Raw genomic sequence first — 17,160 nt, 5'->3', positions numbered from 1 at the left:
ATCGGCGCAAACTCTTAGCGGCGAATGCCGCTGGTGGCCCGCTCCCGCCCTGTCAGGTCATGGTGCGTGCACACATCTTTCCAATGTCCGCCAGCTTCAAGAAGTTCAGCCATCTGTGCTGCCTGCACTTCGGCATGCTCCATGACAAAGAAGCCTCCGGGTCGCAGCAGCCGTGCCGCGGTGGCCATGGCCGCGGTGGGCATTTCCATGCCGTCCGCTCCTCCGCCGTACAGTGCCATGTGCGGATCATGGCGCTGAACTTCCACATCTCGCGGAACGGCGCCGGCTGGAATATACGGCGGATTGGACACCACCACATCCACACAGCCGTCAAGCTCGGCAAAGGCATCACGCATGTCTCCCTGCACAAGCACGACTCCCGTGCCCGCCAAGTTCCTGGCCGCCCATGGGTAGGCGTCCGCACTGAGTTCCACGGCGTACACCCTGCTGCCCGGCACTTCGGTGGCCATGGCCGCAGCAATGGCGCCGGAGCCTGTCCCGAGATCCACGGCAACAACTTCGGACTCACGCCCCCGTTTTTGGTGCAGATGAGTTAATACATCAATGCCCAATTGCACCACCGATTCCGTTTCCGGCCTGGGCACAAAGACACCCTTGCCGACGGCCAACTCGAGGTGCCTGAAGTACGCCACTCCGGTGATGTGCTGCAAGGGCTCACGGGCGGCTCGCCGGGCCACCAGTTCCGCATAACCCGTTGGTGTCGCAGTTGTGCCAAATAACATGGCAGCCAGTTCCCCGCGTCCCACGCCCACCAGGTGGGCAGCCAAAAGCTGCGCATCCACGGCAGGCGAGGGCACGCCGGCGGCCGCAAGGGCCGCCGTCGCATCCCGCACGGCGTCTGCCAATGGCGTGCCAGGCAGCGCGCGGCTGGGCCCACGTTTGCCAGGTTCCGAAAAAATCGCGCCAGCGATTTCTTCGGCCGGCAATTCTGGGCCCACGCGCCCGAGGGCCCCGGAAACTGACGCGCCAGCGTCAGGGTCCGGGAGGGCGTGGGGATCAGTCACCCAGTGCGTCCAGGCGTGACTGCTCGTCCATTTCAATGGCCGACTGCACCACGGGTTCGAGGTCGCCGTTCATCACGGCATCAAGGTTGTACGCCTTGTAGCCGGTGCGGTGGTCGGCAATCCGGTTCTCCGGGTAGTTGTAGGTGCGAATGCGCTCCGAACGGTCCATGGTGCGGATCTGCGACTTGCGTGTGGCAGAGTTCTCCGCGTCCACAATGGCCTGCCGGTGTGCCAGGATGCGGGCACGCAGCACACGCATGCCGGCTTCACGGTTCTGCAGCTGCGACTTTTCGTTCTGCATGGCCACCACAATTCCTGTGGGAATGTGGGTGATGCGCACGGCGGAGTCGGTGGTGTTCACCGACTGGCCGCCCGGGCCCGAAGAGCGGTAGACGTCTATCTTGAGATCGTTTTGGCTGATGTCCACTTCTTCAGGCTCATCCACTTCGGGGAGCACCAGCACGCCGGCGGCCGAAGTGTGAATGCGTCCCTGCGACTCGGTGGCCGGTACTCGCTGCACGCGGTGCACGCCGCCTTCAAATTTCAGCCGGGCAAACACGCCTTCGGCCGGGTCGTTGGAACGGCCCTTCACAGCGATGGAGATGTCCTTGTAACCACCCAGATCGGACTCCGTGGCGGAAATGACTTCAGTTTTCCAGCCACAGGAATCGGCGTAGCGGGTGTACATGCGTACCAAGTCAGCTGCAAAGAGGGCCGCTTCGTCTCCGCCTTCACCAGCCTTTACTTCCAGAATCACATCACGGGCATCATCCGGATCGCGCGGGATCAACAAGCGGCGCAGCTTTTCCTGCGCGGCCGCCAGCTGCTGTTCCAGCACCGGCACCTCGGCGGCAAAATCAGCGTCTTCGGCAGCCATTTCCCGGGCCGCTCCAAGGTCGTCCTCGAGCGACTCCACCTGATGGTAGCCCTCCACCACGTTGGACAATTCCGCATAGCGGCGACCCAGCTTTCGAGCCAGCCGCTGATCGGCATGCACCTCCGGCTCGCTGAGGCGCATCTGCAATTCTGCGTGCTCATCAAGGAGCCCGTGGATGGATTCAAACATTTCAAAACCTCTCTCGGCGTATGTCAAGTCTAATTACTTCTGCGGGGCTGCTCCGAACAGCCGTTCCCACGCGCATGGTCGTCCGGTGAGAAGTCGGCCGCAGGCGGCGGAGCCGGCGTTTTATGTAGTCCGGCGTAAAGGAGACCCCAAAGGCCGCCCGCGGCCGACGGGTCGGATAGCCGGACGGGAAAACGCAGGTCCGTCGACGGAACCGGCCACCGCACCAACGCCAAGGGGCGGGCCGCACAGTGATGTACGGTCCCGCCCCTTGTGAACAGCTATTTGTCTTGTTCGGCCTTGGAACCCAGCGTTGTCTTCTGGATCTGCATGAGGAACTCGACGTTGGACTGCGTCTCGCGAATCTTTGAGGTCAGCAGTTCAAGCGACTGCTGCATCTCCAGACCGGAGAGGACGCGGCGCAGGCGCCACATGATCTTGACCTCTTCGGGTGAGAGCAGGTTTTCCTCACGACGGGTACCCGAGCCGTTGACGTCGACAGCCGGGAAGATGCGCTTGTCGGCCAACTGGCGTGCCAAGCGAAGCTCCATGTTGCCTGTGCCCTTGAACTCTTCAAAGATGACCTCGTCGGCCTTGGAACCGGTTTCCACCAGTGCCGTGGCCAAAATGGTCAGCGAGCCACCGTTTTCAATGTTGCGGGCGGCACCGAAGAAGCGCTTGGGCGGGTACAGCGCGGCCGAATCCACACCTCCGGAGAGAATGCGTCCCGAAGACGGAGCCGAGTTGTTGTAGGCACGGCCCAGACGGGTCATGGAGTCCAACAGCACAACAACGTCCATGCCCATTTCCACCAGGCGCTTGGCGCGTTCAATGGACAGCTCGGCAACCTGGGTGTGGTCGTCCGCAGGCCGGTCGAAGGTTGAGGCAATGACCTCACCCTTGACAGTGCGCTGCATGTCGGTGACTTCTTCAGGGCGTTCGTCAACAAGCACCATCATGAGGTGAACCTCAGGGTTGTTGATCGTGATCGCATTGGCAATCGACTGCAGGATCAAGGTCTTGCCAGCCTTGGGCGGGGACACGATCAAACCACGCTGGCCCTTGCCGATGGGTGCCACCAAGTCGATGACACGGGTGCCAATAACCTTGGGATCGGTTTCCAAGCGCAGGCGCTCGGACGGATACAACGGCACCAGCTTGGCAAACTCCACGCGGTTCTTGAGTTCCTCGGGGTTCTTGCCGTTGACGCTTGTGACGCGCACCAGGGCGTTGAACTTCTGGCGTGCGCTCTGGGCCTGGCTGCGATCTTCATCTTCGCGCGGCGCACGAATGGCGCCAACCACGGCGTCTCCCTTGCGCAGGTTGTGCTTCTTCACCTGCGCCAGTGAAACGTAAACATCATTGGAGCCGGGCAGGTAGCCGGAGGTGCGCACAAAGGCGTAGTTCTCCAAGATGTCCAAGATACCGGCCACGGGCAACAGCACGTCGTCCTCGGTCAACTCCGTGTCATCAAAATCCGGGCCCTGGCCGCGGCCGCGGCGGCGTTCGTTGCGATCCCGGAAACGGTCGTTGCGATCGTTGCGGTCGCTGCGGTTGTTGTTTCCACCGCGGTCATTGCGATCATTGGAGTCGTTGGTGTTGCGGTCGCGACGGTTGCGGCGGTTGCGGTTGTTCCGCGAGCCATCTTCGTCATTGCGATCGTCTTGGCTGCGATCGCTGCTTGAACGGTCGTTGGTTGAACGATCGCTGTTGGAACGGTCGTTGTTGTTGCGCTCATTGCCGCGCTGGTTGCGCTGATTGTTGCCGCGCTGGTTGCGGCCGCTGCCTTCACCGTTTTCGCCCTGGCCGGAGGTTGCTTGGCCTGCCGAGCCCTGTCCGGACGTTGTCTGGGCGTTTTCGCCCGACTCTGCGGGTGCGGATTCGCTGCTTGTGGAAGCATCGTTGCTGGCTTCCTGCTGGCGTCCACCACCCTGTGCACGGCGGTTGCGGGTGCGGGGCTGGCGGCGGTTGTCGCCGTCGTGATCCGCGGCGGCAGTGTTTTCATTCGACTCTGCGGGGGCCGTAGGTTCCTGTGCAGCTGCCTGCGTTCCTGATTCCCGGCCAGCGGAGTCTGCACCGGTGGTGATGATGCCGTCGCTGCTTGCTGCCCGGCGGCTGCGGCCACGACCACGGGCCGGGCGATCGCCGGCTGTGTCGGACTCACCGGAGGCTGCTGCAGTGCTCGACTTTGCCTCGTCGGATTTGGTCTCGCTGGTCTTGGCTTCAACAGTTTTGGCGGTGCCCGACTCGGCGGCCGCCTGAGTTGCCGCGCCCTTGCGGGAACCGCCGCGCTTGGCCGGAGCCGACTCGTTGGGAGCGGACTTGGCGTCGGCCTGCTCGGCGGACTTCTCCGGCGAGCGGCTGGAGCGGTCCGCCACGGAGGAACCGCGCTGATGAGCGGAAATCGCGTCAACGAGATCGCCCTTGCGCATCCTGGAGCCTCCCGTGATGCCCAGCTGGCCTGCCAGAACCTGCAACTGTGCCAATTTCAATCCGGCAAGTCCGGCAGACTTGACAGGTGCCGACTTGGCAGTGGTGTCCACATCAGCTGCTTGGGAATCAGCGGCTGAAATTACGGTTTCGGTCACGAAGGATCCTTCCCCCTCGATGGCGGGCCCAATTATTGGGGCCGCGATGATTAGTGTCAGAGTCCCCCAAGTGCAGCCGCACTGGCTGGCCGAGGGAAATATCTGAGGTTCCATGCTCCAATGCCACCCGAAGGGGCTAGGAGTATGGTGCAATTCACGCCTTGAATCTTTTCTCACATGGGAACGATCCTAGGAACAATTCGACGGCTGCCGTACATTGATCCAGCAGTCACTGTGCTAGATGGCACGGACCGCAATAGCGGCATCAAGAGTTCTACAAGCATTGAACATGTCCACACCGGCCGAATATCAAGTGGTCGGTGGAACTTGTCTACAAGCTAAGGATGCACTTCCACTTTAGCACCTTCAAGGTCAAGCTGCAGCCGCAAAACTCGCCAAGACAGGCCGTGTTCGGCAACTTTTTTCGCATTTGCACCCCATTCGGTGATGCTTTGCACAATTACGTCCGCTTCCGCACCGCCATTGGCCAACACCATGACCGTGGGACCGGCACCGGAAATAAAGGCCGCATGGCCCGCAGCCCGCAGTTCTGCGACCAGTGCCGCGCTTTCGGGCATGGCTGCTGCACGGTAGTCCTGGTGCAGGTAGTCGCGTGTGCCGGCCAGCAGCAGGGAGGGATCGGCCGTCAAGGCGTGCATGAGCAGCGCCGCCCTGCCCGAGTTCGCAGCCGCATCGGCGTGCGGCACGGTGGCAGGCAGCATGCCGCGGGCCCGCTCGGTTTTCAATTCAACGTTGGGAATGGCCACCACCGGCACAACCAAGTCCGACGGCGTGACCTTGGCGCTGGAGTATCCGTCGCCTTCCTGCCACGAGACGGCCACGGCACCAAAGAGGGCCGGCGCCACGTTGTCCGGGTGGCCTTCCAGCTCGGAGGCGAGCTGCAGCACCCAGGCAGAATCCTGTTGGTCGGCATCCTCGACAAGGGCGTTGGCTGCCAGGACGGCCGCCACGATGGCCGACGCCGAGGAGCCCAGGCCACGGCCGTGCGGGAGTACATTGGCTGCAGCAACCCGCAGTCCCGCACGGCTGTAGCCCAGACGTTCCAAAGCAAGGTCAAGGGTCTTCACCACAAGGTGGCTGGCATCCCGGGGAAGTTGATCCACCCCTTCCCCGCTTAGCTCAAATTCCAGTTCCGGCGTATCCAAGGTGGTGATGCTCAACGTGTCGTAGAGCGATACCGCCAAGCCCAGGGAGTCAAAGCCCGGACCGAGGTTGGCGCTGGTGCCGGGCACGCGCACTGTGGCGGTGACCCCGGCCAGGGGTGTTTTTAAAAGCGGGGATGTCATGGTGGACCCTGTCATGATGGTGTGCTGCTAGTCCGTCAAACCCAGTGCGCCGGCAACTGTGACCACGTCAAAGGGCACTGAGGTGGGCGTGACGGAACTGCCGTCGGCGTTCTTCAAGGCCCAGTCGGGATCCTTCAAGCCGTGGCCGGTGACAGTGATGACGAAGGTCTTGCCGGTGGGGACTTCTCCGGCCGCGTGCTTCTTGATGAGGCCTGCAACGCCTGCTGCGGAGCCAGGCTCCACAAAGACGCCTTCCTTGGCGGAGAGCCAGCGGTGTGCGGCGAGAATTTCCTCATCCGTGACAGCTTCAATGAGTCCGCCTGATTCGTCGCGGGCGGCAATGGCCAAGTCCCACGAGGCCGGGTTGCCAATGCGGATGGCGGTGGCAATGGTGTCCGGTTCGGTGATGGGGTGGCCTGCCACAAACGGGGCAGCCCCGGCAGCCTGAAAACCCCACATGATGGGGGTGTGGGTGGAAACCGGCGCCAAGGTGCCGTTTTCCACGGACTCGTACGGTGCGCAGTATTCCTTGTATCCGCGCCAATAGGCGCTGATGTTCCCTGCGTTGCCGACAGGCAACACATGGTAGTCGGGGGCGTCACCCAGGGCATCAACCACCTCAAAGGCACCGGTCTTCTGGCCCTCGATGCGTGCCGGGTTGACCGAGTTCACCAGGAACACCGGGTAGGAGTCGGCCAGCTTGCGCGCAACGTCCAAGCAGTTGTCGAAGTTGCCGTCGACCTGCAGGAGGGTGGCGCCGTGGGCCACCGCCTGGCTGAGCTTGCCCATGGAGATCTTGCCTTCGGGCACCAGCACGGCGCACGTCAGGCCTGCGGCCTTGGCGTAGGCAGCGGCCGACGCCGAGGTGTTGCCCGTCGAGGCGCACACCACGGCCTTGGCGCCGGCGGCGACAGCCGCCGTCATGGCCATGGTCATGCCGCGGTCCTTGAAGGATCCGGTGGGGTTCATGCCCTCGACCTTCAAGTACACCTCGGACCCCGTCAGGGCGGAGAGCTGCTGGGCGTACACCAATGGTGTGCCACCCTCCCCCAGCGTGATGACCTTGGTTTCCGCCGTTACCGGCAAACGCTCTGCATATTCGCGGACCACTCCGCGCCACTGGTGAGCCATTAGACTCCCTCCACCCTCAAGACACTTGTCACTGAATTAATAACGTCAAGGCCCTTGATGGCTTCGACGGTTGCTGCCAGGGCAGCTTCGCTGGCACGGTGCGTGACAATGCGCAGCTCGGCGGAACCGGGCCCCGCATTCACGGCTTCCTCGCGCTCACGGTGCGTGCTCTGGCGCATCGTCTCAATGGAGACGCCGTGCTCGGCAAACAGCGCGGAAATCTTCGACAGCACGCCGGGCTGGTCCGCGGCATCCATGTCTATGTAGTAGCGCGTGGACACGGCCTCGATGGGCAGCACCGGCAGCACTTCAATAGTCGAATCAGTGCGGCCCGGGCCGCCCAACACCAAGCGGCGGGCTGCGGAAACAACATCGCCCATGACGGCCGAGGCCGTGGGAGCTCCACCGGCACCGCGGCCGTAGAACATGAGCTCCCCGGCGGACTCGGCTTCCACAAACACGGCGTTGTACGCACCGCGCACGGCAGCCAGCGGATGTTCGCGCGGCAACAGTGTCGGGTGCACCCGCACGCTGACGCCCAAGTCCGGGGCGCCGCCGTCGTCCGTCCCGTCCGTCCGGCCCGCCTCGGGATTGCTCAGCTTCTCGGCGATGGCCAGCAGCTTGATGACGTAGCCAGCATCCTTGGCCGCGGCAATGTCCTCGGCCGTCACGCCCGTGATGCCCTGGCAGTGCACGTCCGACAGCGCGAAACGCGTATGGAAGGCCAGCGAGGCCAAAATGGCTCCCTTGGCTGCGGCGTCGTGCCCTTCGATATCCGCGGTGGGATCAGCTTCGGCATAGCCCAGACGGGTGGCGTCGGCCAGTGCGTCGGAAAACTGCGCGCCGGTGGAATCCATGGCGTCGAGGATGTAGTTGGTGGTGCCGTTGACAATGCCCATGACGCGGGTGATCTTGTCCCCCGCCAGGCTGTCCGTAATGGGGCGCAGGATGGGGATGGCCCCGGCCACGGCGGCCTCGTAGGAAAGCTGCACGCCGGCGGCATCCGCTTTCTCGTACAAGGTGGGTCCGTCAACCGCCAGCAGTGCCTTGTTGCCCGTGACCACGGCGGCCCCGTGCTCAATGGCTTCAAGAATCAGCGTGCGGGCCGGTTCCATGCCGCCCATGAGCTCAATGACAATGTCGGCATTGCGCACAAGGGCCGAGGCGTCGGTGGTGTACAGCTCCCGGGGGGCCGCAACGTCGCGCGGGGCGTCGACGTTGCGCACGGCAATCCCCACGAGCTTGAGTCGGGCACCCGTGCGGGCAGCCAACGCGTCGGCGTCCTCGAGCAGAATGCGGGCAACCTGCGAGCCCACATTTCCGGCGCCCAGGAGCGCCACTTTCAGGGTTTTAATGTTTTCGGACACGTTGGTGTCCACGGTGTTGCGCTCTGTCAAAGTCTCTCTAGGCCCCTAAATCGCGTGCCAGCAAATCGTCTTCTGTTTCGCCGCGCACTATCAAGCGTGCGACGCCGTTCTTTATTGCCACCACGGGCGGCCGGGGCACGTAGTTGTAGTTGCTGGCCAGTGCCCAGCAGTACGCGCCCGTTCCGGGAACCGCAAGCAGGTCGCCAGCCGCCACGTCATGGGGCAGATACACATCTCTAACAACAATGTCACCACTCTCGCAATGTTTGCCCACCACTCGGGACAGCGCGGGAGCGGCTGCGGAGGCGCGGTTGGCCAGAACTGCGGAATAATCCGCTTCATAAAGCACCGGGCGGGCATTGTCGCTCATGCCGCCGTCCACCGACACATAGCGGCGCGGGGCCGTCACATCCGGCTGCCCGTCAACTTCCACCTGCACGGTTTTCAGCGTGCCCGTCTCATACAGCGTGAACGTGGTGCTGCCCACGATGGCGCGGCCCGGCTCAATGGAGATCCGCGGGCACGCCATGCCCAGCTCAGCACACGTCTCCCGCACGACGTCGGCCATCGCCGCAGCGACTTCGGCCGCCGGCCGGGGGGTGTCAACGGCCGTGTAGGCGATGCCGTAGCCGCCGCCAAGGTCAAGCTCGGGCAGGCTCACGCCGTGCTTTTTTTGGATGTCATGGGTGAAGGCCAGCAGCTTGCGGGCTGCGATGCCAAAGCCTTCGGCTTCGAAAATCTGCGAGCCGATATGCGCGTGGAAGCCAAGGAAGTTGATGCTTTCCGCTTCCACGGCCAGTTCGGAGGCGGCTTCCGCAGCAGCCATGCCGGGAGCATCCGGGTCCGCGGAGATAAGCGAAAGACCGAACTTCTGGTCTTCGTGGGCCGTGGCGATTGATTCGTGCGTATGGGCGTGCACGCCGGGGGTCACGCGCAGCATCACATTGGCCGTCGCGTTCCGCGCTGAGGCCAGGGCTGCCACGCGCTTGAGTTCGTGCAGGCTGTCCACCACAATGCGGCCCAGGCCCATGTCCAGGGCACGGTTGATCTCGGCGTCGGACTTGTTGTTGCCGTGCAGGCCAAGGTTTTCGCCCTTGAGCCCGGCGCGCTTTGCCACCGCCAGCTCGCCACCGGAACAAGTGTCAAGGCGCAGGCCCTCGGAGTCCACCCAGCGGGCCACCTCGGTGGACAGGAAGGCCTTGCCTGCGTAGTACACGTCCACGCCGCCGCAGATATCTGCAAATGCCGCGTCGAAAGCGTCCTTGAACATCCTGGCGCGGGCACGGAAGTCGTCCTCGCTCATGACGAACAAGGGCGTGCCAAACTGTGCCTTGAGCTCGCCGACCGGGATTCCGCTGATGGCGAGTTCGCCGTGTCCGCCACGTTCGACGTCGTGCGCCCACATGGCGGGCACCAGCTCATTGGGGTCGCCGGCGGCAGGCAGCCACTCGGGCGCCAGCTGCGCGCCGGCCACTTGGCGTGAAGTATTGGTGTCGGTCATTTTCTACATCCGTTCCGGAGCTGTTACGCCCAACAGGGACAGCCCGTTGGCCAGGACCTGGCCCACGGCGTCGTTGAGCCAGAGGCGTGTGCGGTTGGTGTCGGTGACGGCTTCCTCGCCCATGGGGGCGACCCGGCAGGCGTCGTACCAGCGGTGGTAGGCGCCGGCGATGACCTCCAGGTGGCGGGCCACGCGGTGCGGTTCGCGGGAGGAGGCCGCTTGGCTGAGCACGCCCGGGTATTGTCCCAGGACCGCCAACAGCTCGGATTCGGTGGCGTGGTTCAGTGCTGCGGCGTCGAAGGACGTGCGCTCCACACCGGCAGCTGCGGCGTTGCGGGCCACCGCAGAGGTGCGGGCGTGGGCGTACTGGACGTAGAACACGGGGTTCTCGTTGGAGCGCTTGGTCAGTACGTCCAGGTCGATGTCAATGTTGGAGTCGGAGGAGAAGCGGGCCAGCGAGTAGCGTGCGGCATCCGTGCCGACCACCTCGACCAGGTCCTCCATGGTGACAACCGTTCCGGCCCGTTTGGACATGCGCACGGGCTTGCCTTCCTGGACCAGGTTCACCATCTGCCCGATGAGCACTTCAACGCGGTTGGCGTCGTCGCCCATGGCTGCCGCAGCTGCCTTGAGGCGGGCCACGTAGCCATGGTGGTCTGCGCCGAGCATGTAAATGCACAGGTCGAAACCGCGGTCGCGCTTGTTCTTGAAGTAGGCGATGTCACCGGCGATGTAGGCTGCGTTGCCGTCACTCTTGATGACCACCCGGTCCTTGTCGTCGCCATATTCGGTGGAGTTCAGCCACCAGGCGCCGTCCTTGGCGTAGATGTTGCCCGAGCCCTTGAGCTGCTCGAGGAGCTTCTCCACGGCACCGTCTTCAAAGAGTGAATTTTCGTGGAAGTACACGTCAAAATCGACACCGAATTCGTGCAGGGACGCCCGGATGGCGGCGAACATGAGCTCCACGCCCTGCGCACGGAAACCTTCCTGCGGGTCCTCGCTCGCGAGGATCTCCGGGTTCTTCGCCACGACCTCGGCGGCGATGTCCTCAATGTACGCTCCGCCGTAGCCGTCCTCGGGGGCGGGCTGGCCCGCGGCGCTGGCGAGCAGGGAGCGGGCAAACTTGTCGATCTGGTTGCCGTGGTCGTTGAAGTAGTACTCACGGGTGACATCCGCGCCCTGCGACTGGAAGATCCGTGCCAGGGAGTCCCCCACCGCGGCCCAGCGGGTGCCGCCCAAGTGGATGGGACCAGTGGGGTTGGCGGAGACAAATTCGAGGTTGATCTTGGTGCCGGCCATCTGGGAGTTGCTGCCGTAGCTCGCGCCGGCCTCCACGATGGCCTTGGCCAATTCACCCGCTGCGGCCGCGTCAAGAACGATGTTCAAGAAGCCGGGGCCGGCAATGTCCACCTGGGAAACGCCGGGGATCTGCGCCAAGCGGGTACTGAGAACTTCGGCGATCTTGCGCGGTGCAACCCCTGCCGGCTTGGCCAGCTGGAGGGCAATGTTGGTGGCCCAGTCGCCGTGCTCGCGACTCTTGGGACGCTCCACCCGGACTTCCTTCGGCAAGGCTTCGGCAGGGACGTTGAGTTCACCGGCGTCGACGGCATCTTTTAGGCAGGCGGTAATGGCGGCAGAAAGTTCTTCAGGAGTCACATAGACAAGTGTACGGTTCCGGCCGCACCCACCCCCAATCCGGACCCGTTCCGCCCAAAATGTGGAGCGCACCATAACCTCGCTCCGCAGCGCCGCACCCCACAGCCCCGCATGCCCCGCAGCCCCAGCAGCGCAGCACCCCACAGCCCCGCATGCCCCGCAGCCCCAGCAGCGCAGCACCCCACAGCCCCGCAGCCCCACATGCAGGCGGCGCGTTGCCGTGTTGTCGACGGCAATCGAGTCCGCGAAGCCGCGTCTCGGCCGCTTGCCCGCGTCTCGGCCGCTTGCCCGCGTCTCGGCCGCTTGCCCGCGCCTGGCCCGCGAACCCGCTGTTGGCCAGCCACGGTTTCGCGGGCCGGACGCAGGCGTGCGGCCCGGGCGCGGTTTGGTGGCTTAGGCGGCGGCGGGGATGGGCTCGAAATCGTCCTCAAGCATCCGCGGGCGGCAAATCATGTAGGCGCCAACACCCAAAAGCAGCAACGTGGCGAACAGGAACAGGAACGGAGCAGTCCACGAGCCTGTCCATTGGCGCAGCAAGCCGAAGAACAACGGTCCCGTGCACGCCAGCGTGTAACCCATGCCCTGGCCAAAGCCCGAGAGCGCCCCTGCGCCTACGTGAGTGCGGGTTCTGTGGTTGATCAGCAGCAGGGCCAACGGGAAAGTGCCCGGCCCCAACCCCGTCAATGACACCCAAATCCAGGTGCCGTCGGCCGGCGACAGCAGTAGGCCCAAATAGCCGGCAGTGAAACATCCCAGCATCACCAGCACGGCCGGAAACGGGTTGCGCATCTTCGAAGCAATCAGCGGAATACCCAAACTCAACGGCAGGCCAAGGGCACCAAAAAGCGCCAGCATCGAACCGGCATGGGCCCTGTCCAAACCTGCCTGTGTGAGTACTTCCGGCAGCCACGCGAACATCGCATAAGTGTTCAACGAGGTGCAGCCGAACATGAACGTCAGCCCCCACGCCGTAGGTGAGCGCCACAGATTCATCTTGGCGGGAGGTGCAGCCGCTGCGGGCGTGGACGAATGAACAACTATGTCCACCTGCCCGGTGTCCGTGGGAGCCACGGCGGCAGGAGAGGGAGGCGCAGTGGCCGCGGCCGGCGTCGTTCTTGGCGAAAAAAACGCCACAAACCAGGGAATCAACGCGACAGTGGAAAGCCCGGCCCAGGAGGCGAGGGAAAATTGCCAGGTTGCGGCGTCGGCGACGGGGACGGCGAGCTGGGCCGGGAGCGCGGTGCCGATCGAGATCGCCGTGACATAGGTGGCTGTCATGAGGCCAATCTTCGTGGGGAAATGCTTCTTCACCAGAGGCGGCAGGAGCACGTTTCCGGCACCAAGTCCGCCAAAGGCCACGACCGAAAAGACAAGGAACAACGGGGTGGTGGGGACCATGACGCGGGCGATCTGACCCACGATGCCCAGAAGAATGGAGGCGACGATGAGCTTTTCCAGCGACGCCAGGCGGAGCACGTAAGGGGTCAGGAAGCCGAAGAGACCGAAAGCGGCGGTCGGGAGCATGCCAAGAATGCCAATCGAGGCCGCCGTGAGCGGCAGGTCCTGGTCAATGGTTGAGATCAGCGGCGGCACCACTGTCACGGCGCCGCGCAAGGTCATTGCCGTCAGCACAATGGCTACCGCAAAAAGCCACACCTTCTGCTGCTTTTTCACGATCATGTTCTCACCATTGCCCCAACGTTACCCCGTAATTGGCGGCCTACCGCCCAGAACTGGTGGCGCTCCGGCTGAAATTTTCTGCTCCTGCGCAGCACCCCCGGCGCGGGTTTTACTTCCGGAGCCCTACACCTGCTAAGCTCTTTCTCGTTCCCTTTGGCAGCCACGGTTGCCACGCCTTCGTAGCTCAGGGGATAGAGCGTCCGCCTCCGGAGCGGAAGGTCGTAGGTTCGAATCCTATCGAGGGCACATTGTTTGATGGTGTCCGGCTTTGCGAATCACTTCGCTGGGCCGGGCACCATTTCTTGTTTACCGCGCCAAGCTCGATGCTATGACAGGTTCGATGCAATGGCCGCCAGTGCCTTCTCGGCCTGCTTGCCGTTTTTCCATTTGTCCATAAGGGCCTTGGGTGCGCCGTCAATGCCGCCGCACTCCAGCTCAAGCAAGGTGCCTCCGGATGCCGCGCTCACCGTGGCAATATACTCATTGCCCCAGGACAGGGCGGTCTTGCCGCTGGCGAAGGCGATCCTGAAGTTGCCTGCATCCACCTCACCCGGCACATACTTTCCAGCCTCAACAGTCTTCACAACGGCGGCAAAGACCTGTTCAACTGGTTGTTGCAGGGTCATCGTTTTGGTTGCGGGTGCATGCATGGTGGCTGCTTTCTTTGATCATAGTTTTTCCGTGCGCGGTGGGCGGGCATCGACAACTGCCTGCCTCCATCCTAGGCACGACAGGCACGGTTGTTCGATGGGGAGCAGTTCCCATCGCGGCCGGGTGTCGGTGTTCCCAGGCGGTCAGGCCAGGCCCACCGTGGTGCGTTCAACTGCCTGCATCCAGCTGGCGTGCAGGACGGGAATCCTGAACTGGATGGCATCCTCGGGATACGGGTCGTTTCGAAGCTCGTCTTCCTTGACTTCCTCCATCACATCCATGAAACTCGGGGCCAAGCCGTCAACAAGCTGCCGACAGGCCGCCGATGAAAGGTCTTCATGGAAAAGCCAGCCCTCCCTCGTTTCCCGTCCGACTTTGTTTGGGGAGTTTCCACCGCCTCCTACCAGATCGAAGGAGCAGTCAAGGAGGACGGCCGGGGGCCCTCCAGCTGGGACGCCTTTGTGGCCGAACCCGGACGAGTCCTGGGCGGGGACACCGGCGATGTCGCTTGCGACCACTACCACCGCTATCCGGAAGACATCCGGCTCATGGCTGAGCTGGGTGTTGACGCCTACCGTTTCAGTTTCTCCTGGTCCCGCATCCAGCCCGGTGGTACGGGCCCGGTGAACCCGGCCGGCCTGGGCTTTTATGACAAGCTCGTTGACGGCCTGCTCGACGCCGGCATCGCCCCCAGTCCCACGCTTTTCCACTGGGACACCCCGCTGGAATTGGAACAGGCCGGCGGCTGGCTCAACCGGGACACGGCCGAGCGCTTTGGCGAGTATGCGCAGATTGTTGGCGAACACTTTGCCGATCGGATTCCGCGCTGGATCACCGTCAACGAGCCCGTGGTCCTGACAATGCTGGGCTACGGGGCAGGCATCCATGCGCCAGGCCTTGAACTCGGCTTTGGTGCGCTCCCTGCCGCCCACCATCTGCTGCTGGCCCACGGCCTTGGTGTCCAGGCATTGCGCGCTGCCGGGGCATCCAACATTGGAATTGCCAACAACCATGCCGTGACGTGGTCGGCGAGCACCAGTGAAGAAGACGTGCAGGCGGCTGGTCTGTACGACAACATTGCCAATTGGATCTTTGCCGACCCAATCTTGACAGGGGCCTACCCTCAAGAGCTTGCCTCCCTCCTGCCGGAGGTTCCGGAAGCTGACATGGTCGTTATTTCCACGCCTATCGACTGGTACGGCATCAACTCCTACAACCCCATGCTCGTCGGGGCTCCCACCGTGGGGGAAGCTGCCCTGATGGACGGCCACGAGCTCGACGCCTCCCTGCCATTCTCGCTGCGGGAACTTCAGGGGTACCCGCGCACCGACTTTGACTGGCCGGTGGTTCCCGCGGCCTTCACCGAGCTGCTCGTGGGCTTCAAGGAACGCTATGGGAAGAAACTGCCCCCGCTTTACATCACGGAGAACGGGGCCGCCATCAACACGGGAGTCGACGTGGACGGCAGGGTGCCCGACCAGCGCAGGATCGATTTCATGGACGCCCACCTCCATGCATTGAGGGTCGCCATGGATGCCGGAGTGGACGTTCGCGGCTACTTCTACTGGTCCCTGATGGACAACTTCGAGTGGGCCGCAGGCTTCTCCCAGCGCTTTGGTCTGGTGCACGTGGACTACGAAACCCAAAAGCGCACCCCCAAGGACTCCTATTACTGGTACCAGGACCTGATCCGGCACACCCAGCCTTGATCCCTATGTTCCTGGGAGACCCAATCGTTGCCATATAGCGGCAGGAACCGGCGGTTGAGCGGGGCAAACATAACGACGATGGCCTTCATCGGATGCTGTGTCTCCTCGCTCCAGGTAGTTGTGGGAAATGCATGGCTGGGACGCTCAGCCCACTTGGCACCGATCAGCGCATATCTTTGATCCGGTAGACGGCAAAACGGCGGGCGATCATGAGGCGTGGGGAGCTGAAACAGCCGTCTCGCTGCCAGCGTCAATGGTTCCGTCTCCTTGCGCAATCGTCCCCGGGGCGGGAAGCTGAAGCAAGCCCCATGGGAACCTTTTTGCCAAGGAAGAGGGACATAATGAGCACCGAGCGCCTGAATATCCAACACGTCGATCCCCAAGCCGTCCAGTCCATGTACGACATGGAAAAGTACATCCACAGCGGACCTCTCGGCGAGGACTTGCTTGCACTCGTGAAGATCCGTGCCTCCCAAATCAACGCCTGTGCCTACTGTCTGGACATGCATGCCAAGGAAGCACGTGCCGCGGGCGTGGACCAGCGCAAGCTTGACGTACTGGCTGGCTGGCGTAAAGCCGCCGCCCTGTTCTCAGACCGTGAACAGGCTGCCATTGCCCTCACCGAGGCCGTCACCCTGATCAGTGCCGGCGGCGTCCCGGACGAGATCTGGGACGCCGCCGAGACTCATTTCCGCGAGAACGAGATGCCCATGTTGTTGATGGCCATTTCCGCCATCAACGTGTGGAACCGGCTCGCCATTGCCACGCACCAGGAACTGCCGAACATGCCGGTATAGCCTGTACACATGACAAGGGTTTTTGATGAAGGCTTTTGGGACGAACGGTACGCTGGCAAGGGCTCGGTGTGGAGCGGGAACCCCAATCCGCAACTGGTGACCGAGACGGCGGAGCTGGGCGCGTTGTCGACAGCCGAGCGAAAGACGGCCCTTGACGTTGGCTGCGGGGAAGGTGCCGACTCCGTGTGGTTGGCTGGCCGGGGCTGGCATGTGACAGGTGTTGACATTTCGCGAGTTGCATTGCAGCGGGCCCGGGACCATGCGGCGGAGCTGTCACTATGCGGTTCCATCACGTGGGAGCACCGCGACCTGCTGCAGTGGATTCCCCCGGCCTGCTCCTTTAGCCTGGTCAGCCTCCAGTTCATGCACCTGCCGCCGAATGACCGCGAGCGCGTGTACGCCCTCCTTGCAGCAGCTGTCGCGACCGGTGGAACCCTGCTGATTGTGGGCCATTCGGAATCCGATGTCCTCGCAGGCGCACGCCGGCCCAAGGGTTCCGAGCTTTTCTTCACGGCCGTCGAGGCAAGCGCTGCGCTGGAGCCCGACCGTTGGAATGTTGAGGTGGCCGAATCACGGCCCAGGCTGGACAAGGGACGCAATGGCGAGACCATCACCGTCCATGACGAGGTCGTGCGGGCTGTTCGTCTGGCGTAGCAACCCCACCCCGCCCGTGGGTTGATGCACT

The 17,160-nt window shown here is 63.4% G+C and carries 14 protein-coding genes and 1 tRNA gene; 4 read left to right on the top strand and 11 right to left on the bottom strand.

Going from position 1 to position 17,160, the window contains the following annotated elements; translation table 11 throughout:
* Positions 1-14: 14 nt before the first annotated feature.
* The 9 genes from prmC to QMG25_RS07310 all read right to left on the bottom strand — a co-directional run bounded on the left by prmC (position 15) and on the right by QMG25_RS07310 (position 13,318).
* On the bottom strand, positions 15-881 hold the full coding sequence (prmC, locus tag QMG25_RS07350; RefSeq protein WP_283458988.1) for a peptide chain release factor N(5)-glutamine methyltransferase: 867 nt from the start codon (positions 879-881) through the stop codon (positions 15-17).
* Positions 882-1,017: 136 nt separating this feature from the next.
* Positions 1,018-2,091 carry a peptide chain release factor 1 gene (gene prfA, locus QMG25_RS07345; RefSeq protein WP_283458777.1) on the bottom strand — a complete coding sequence of 358 codons (1,074 nt, stop codon included), beginning with the start codon at positions 2,089-2,091 and terminating at the stop codon, positions 1,018-1,020.
* A 278-nt stretch (positions 2,092-2,369) separates the two neighbouring features.
* Positions 2,370-4,676: a transcription termination factor Rho gene (rho, locus tag QMG25_RS07340; RefSeq protein ID WP_283458775.1), complete on the bottom strand. Its 2,307-nt coding sequence runs from the start codon at positions 4,674-4,676 to the stop codon at positions 2,370-2,372.
* A gap of 338 nt (positions 4,677-5,014) precedes the next feature.
* Complete coding sequence (gene thrB, locus QMG25_RS07335; protein WP_283458773.1) at positions 5,015-5,983, bottom strand: homoserine kinase; 969 nt, start codon at positions 5,981-5,983, stop codon at positions 5,015-5,017.
* 27 nt (positions 5,984-6,010) lie between these two features.
* Positions 6,011-7,114 (bottom strand): threonine synthase, encoded by a 1,104-nt coding sequence (gene thrC / locus QMG25_RS07330; protein WP_283458770.1) that lies wholly within the window; start codon positions 7,112-7,114, stop codon positions 6,011-6,013.
* Positions 7,114-8,469, bottom strand: coding sequence for a homoserine dehydrogenase (locus QMG25_RS07325; RefSeq protein WP_283458986.1), 1,356 nt, complete (start codon positions 8,467-8,469; stop codon positions 7,114-7,116). Before QMG25_RS07325 ends, thrC begins: the two co-directional genes overlap by 1 nt.
* A gap of 49 nt (positions 8,470-8,518) precedes the next feature.
* On the bottom strand, positions 8,519-9,982 hold the full coding sequence (gene lysA / locus QMG25_RS07320) for a diaminopimelate decarboxylase (RefSeq protein WP_283458769.1): 1,464 nt from the start codon (positions 9,980-9,982) through the stop codon (positions 8,519-8,521).
* Positions 9,983-9,985: 3 nt separating this feature from the next.
* Positions 9,986-11,638: an arginine--tRNA ligase gene (argS, locus tag QMG25_RS07315; RefSeq protein ID WP_283458767.1), complete on the bottom strand. Its 1,653-nt coding sequence runs from the start codon at positions 11,636-11,638 to the stop codon at positions 9,986-9,988.
* A 393-nt stretch (positions 11,639-12,031) separates the two neighbouring features.
* The gene (locus QMG25_RS07310; RefSeq protein WP_283458765.1) at positions 12,032-13,318 is read right to left on the bottom strand and encodes an MFS transporter; all 1,287 of its coding nucleotides are present in this window, start codon (positions 13,316-13,318) and stop codon (positions 12,032-12,034) included.
* A 173-nt stretch (positions 13,319-13,491) separates the two neighbouring features.
* Between QMG25_RS07310 and QMG25_RS07305 the strand changes: the two genes are divergently transcribed.
* A tRNA-Arg gene (locus tag QMG25_RS07305) sits at positions 13,492-13,564 on the top strand.
* An 80-nt stretch (positions 13,565-13,644) separates the two neighbouring features.
* Here the strand turns inward: QMG25_RS07305 and QMG25_RS07300 are convergent.
* Complete coding sequence (locus tag QMG25_RS07300) at positions 13,645-13,968, bottom strand: hypothetical protein (RefSeq protein ID WP_283458763.1); 324 nt, start codon at positions 13,966-13,968, stop codon at positions 13,645-13,647.
* A 144-nt stretch (positions 13,969-14,112) separates the two neighbouring features.
* Positions 14,113-14,250, bottom strand: a complete 138-nt coding sequence (locus QMG25_RS07295) for a hypothetical protein (protein ID WP_283458761.1) — start codon at positions 14,248-14,250, stop codon at positions 14,113-14,115.
* Between the two features lie 57 nt (positions 14,251-14,307).
* On the opposite strand from QMG25_RS07295, the gene QMG25_RS07290 reads away from it, so the two are divergent.
* The 3 genes from QMG25_RS07290 to QMG25_RS07280 all read left to right on the top strand — a co-directional run bounded on the left by QMG25_RS07290 (position 14,308) and on the right by QMG25_RS07280 (position 17,129).
* The gene (locus QMG25_RS07290; RefSeq protein WP_283458759.1) at positions 14,308-15,678 is read left to right on the top strand and encodes a GH1 family beta-glucosidase; all 1,371 of its coding nucleotides are present in this window, start codon (positions 14,308-14,310) and stop codon (positions 15,676-15,678) included.
* A 341-nt stretch (positions 15,679-16,019) separates the two neighbouring features.
* Positions 16,020-16,475 carry a carboxymuconolactone decarboxylase family protein gene (locus tag QMG25_RS07285; RefSeq protein ID WP_283458757.1) on the top strand — a complete coding sequence of 152 codons (456 nt, stop codon included), beginning with the start codon at positions 16,020-16,022 and terminating at the stop codon, positions 16,473-16,475.
* A gap of 9 nt (positions 16,476-16,484) precedes the next feature.
* A complete protein-coding gene (locus QMG25_RS07280) occupies positions 16,485-17,129 on the top strand; it encodes a class I SAM-dependent methyltransferase (RefSeq protein ID WP_283458755.1) in 645 nt (214 codons plus the stop codon).
* The last annotated feature ends 31 nt before the right edge of the window (positions 17,130-17,160 follow it).

Origin of the sequence: Arthrobacter sp. H35-D1 (assembly GCF_030063185.1) — a bacterium.
In the GTDB taxonomy this organism is placed as follows: domain Bacteria; phylum Actinomycetota; class Actinomycetes; order Actinomycetales; family Micrococcaceae; genus Specibacter.
Note: the sequence above shows the minus strand (reverse complement) of the source record. Positions and strands in the feature narration are given on the sequence as shown.